Raw genomic sequence first — 2,971 nt, 5'->3', positions numbered from 1 at the left:
CAACAATGTATAACCGCAATTACGGCGGATTCGACTACGTCCGAATCCACTCGGAATTGCTAAGGCTTGTGCTAAACCGAAAATTAACGCATATTAACCCGTAACTGACGGTTATACGAGACCGTTGTACCCAATTTGACGAGCAATTTACGAAAGACAAAAAATGGAACTATATAAAAGGATTATTGAAATAGTTGATGCGAATCTGATTCACTGTCTGATTCCAATAATTCTGACTTTAATGCTTGTCGAACTGATATTTAAAAACCGATTTGAAACGAAAAAAGCGCTAAATTTAATTCGCTGGACAATCATTATTTATACAATAGTCACTTTTACTTTTTATCTAATTGGAATGGCAACGACTGACAATCCAGATGAATATGCTTTTCTTAACAGAGCAACTGGACCTTATGCTTGGGCTTATTGGATAATGTTATTGTCTGCTTTAATATTCCCTCTGACTTTATTCATTAGAAAATTAGCATCAAAATTTTGGTATGTCCTTTTGGTTGCGTTCGGAATGAAAAGCGGAATGTATTTTGAACGTTTTGTAATAATTACAACAAGCTTTCATAGAGACTATCAAACTGAAAATGGAAACGATGGACTTATGGAATCAATATCATATGGAATTGGAATATTCTTTATACAAGGAATCATAATTGCGATGCTAACTTTAGGAATATTTGAAATAATAAAAAGAAAAAAAACTGGGTACAACACCGTATAAAATTAATTGCTAATGCAAGCCTACTTACGAAAATCCTCGCGGATTTTCTATTCGGTTTGTATTTGCTAAATTAGTTGCTAAACCACGCAACTAATCTTATACAATCACGTTGGCAGTAATTTATAATAATATGGAGAAAAATAAAATATATAAGCCAGATGATATTATTACTTTTGGCAAAAACAAAGGGCTATCTTTAAAACATATTTTCAGATTACAAGTTACCTATATTGAATGGCTGATTGTTCATATTGATGATTTTAAAATTGATATAGAATCTTTTGAAAATTTACCTAAGCCAACACCAACTTCATACAGCTCAAAATATTTTGGTTTAGAACCAATTAAGGAGACAAGGGATTTTGATGAAATGCATATTGATGAAATATATGAATTTATGGATAGATCAGATTCATTTAATCAATATATAGATGTAAAAGAAATAGAAGATTTGGTTGATAAAGGAGATTTGGAATTAAATCCTATTGATTATAAATTTCCTAATAGAGTAAAAAAAATAAATAATGAAAAAATATCTAAATATTATGAACGCTTAGATAAGGAAATTACAAAAACAAACGAAACTGATGAATACACCAATTCAGATAATGATTTTCAAAGTGATTGGGATAATAATTACTTTGATGATGGTTTAGATATTGATCAACAGAGTCCAGAATGGTGGGATTCATTATAAAATTATTAAAGAAATGACCTATTGGGAAATTTTATTAACTGCTCAGAAGAAAAAGGGGAAAAGTGGATTAACTATACCTTTTTTAATCGGAAGTCAATTAATTATTAAAAATAAAGCAGATATTCAAAATATAAAAGATTTAATTTTAGACATAGTTGAAAACAGCAGTTTTGAAGTTAATTTGAGATATTGTATTAATTGTAAAACATTGATCTTAGAAAAGAGAAACATTAGGAATTATGCTTTTTTCCAAGACTACAATAATAAACCACAATCAAACTTATCAATTGCAAAATTTCATAAAAATGATTTAGGAACATCTATTGAAGATTTAATAATATCATTAGAAAGTAAGTTTAATTTCCCTATTAAGAATAAAACTTTTAGTTCTAAACCAAACCCAGATGGTAGAATTCCTGAATGGGAATTTTTTTCTAACGAAGATATAAAATTTATTTCACAGGAAATTATAAAATAAAAACTACTGCCAACACTGCATATCGCTCATTGCGGAGTTTGTGATTGAAATCGGAGTTTTGGGATTTTCTGGAAGTTAAAACATAAATTAAAAAATAATAGTTAATTTCCCCGCAACGAGTCGATATGCGAGAACGTTACCTGCCATATAAAAAACCAAGCAGAGTTAACGATTTAAAGCGTTGTGAAAAACAAAAAATAAATTGAAATATGGCTACAAAACCAACAGTAAGAATTGAAACAGTAAATGGATGGTCGACACATAAAATTGACTTTGAAGAAACTTTCGGAATAACTATTGAGTTGGAAGACAAAAACGAAACACTTACATTTACTATCAACAGCTTGTTAGATTTCTTTAAAGAATATAAAGGTAATTCTAAGAGATATTTAGAACTTCTATATCGTCACCTTTTAAATCAGAAGGATTAACGAAATGAACTTCTTTTGTAATTTCGTCTTCTAGGACATAACCACATTTGTCATTAGGATAGTGAAATAAAAAAGGTTTACTATAAAGTGTAAATTTAATTTTAACAGAATTAAAGTTTATTGTACTATCCCCATACATCAGTAAATTTTGATTGTAATTTATATCGACTTTATTAACATCAAAATCTTTGAAAAAATAAGTTTTATCTCTTAAATCTTGTTCTTTTAAATATTCTGAAACCTTGTTTAATTCAAAAGTTGAATACTTATCAATTCCATGTTTGTAAATTTGGTTAAGATATTTAAGCCTCTCTTTTTCTATATATTTACTTAACTTTAAATCACAATGTTTTTTAAATAGTACTTTATAAATTGACATGACATTAAATTTTCAAAAAACAATAATACGAAATAAAAATAACAGCACTCTGAATAAAATACAGCAGGTAACACTGCATAACATAAATACTTGGTTAAGTGATTAAACCGAAAAACAAATGCTAATCACAAAAATTAATAACACAACCAAAAAGCATAGCATTTTTACATCGTACTTATGTTATGCCAAACGTTGGCAACAATATGAAAAAAATATTCTTACTCCTTATTATAATACTTTTTAATTCTTGTAA

The 2,971-nt window shown here is 28.1% G+C and carries 5 protein-coding genes; 4 read left to right on the top strand and 1 reads right to left on the bottom strand.

What is annotated here, in order from left to right; translation table 11 throughout:
- Positions 1 to 163: 163 nt before the first annotated feature.
- The 4 genes from EIG86_RS07165 (at position 164) to EIG86_RS07150 (ending at position 2,339) form a co-directional block, all read left to right on the top strand.
- Positions 164 to 733, top strand: coding sequence for a hypothetical protein (locus EIG86_RS07165; RefSeq protein WP_127845488.1), 570 nt, complete (start codon positions 164 to 166; stop codon positions 731 to 733).
- A gap of 130 nt (positions 734 to 863) precedes the next feature.
- Entirely contained in the window at positions 864 to 1,430 is a 567-nt protein-coding gene (locus EIG86_RS07160) for a hypothetical protein (protein ID WP_127845487.1), read from the top strand.
- A gap of 13 nt (positions 1,431 to 1,443) precedes the next feature.
- The gene (locus EIG86_RS07155) at positions 1,444 to 1,908 is read left to right on the top strand and encodes a hypothetical protein (protein WP_127845486.1); all 465 of its coding nucleotides are present in this window, start codon (positions 1,444 to 1,446) and stop codon (positions 1,906 to 1,908) included.
- Between the two features lie 209 nt (positions 1,909 to 2,117).
- On the top strand, positions 2,118 to 2,339 hold the full coding sequence (locus EIG86_RS07150) for a hypothetical protein (RefSeq protein ID WP_127845485.1): 222 nt from the start codon (positions 2,118 to 2,120) through the stop codon (positions 2,337 to 2,339).
- Here EIG86_RS07150 and EIG86_RS07145 read toward each other — a convergent pair.
- Positions 2,287 to 2,718 carry a hypothetical protein gene (locus EIG86_RS07145; protein ID WP_127845484.1) on the bottom strand — a complete coding sequence of 144 codons (432 nt, stop codon included), beginning with the start codon at positions 2,716 to 2,718 and terminating at the stop codon, positions 2,287 to 2,289. The genes EIG86_RS07150 and EIG86_RS07145 overlap by 53 nt on opposite strands.
- Positions 2,719 to 2,971 lie beyond the last annotated feature (253 nt).

Source organism: Psychroflexus aestuariivivens (assembly GCF_004010055.1).
GTDB lineage: Bacteria > Bacteroidota > Bacteroidia > Flavobacteriales > Flavobacteriaceae > Psychroflexus > Psychroflexus aestuariivivens.
The sequence above is the reverse complement of the archived record's forward strand: the minus strand, read 5'-3'. Positions and strand labels throughout refer to the sequence as shown.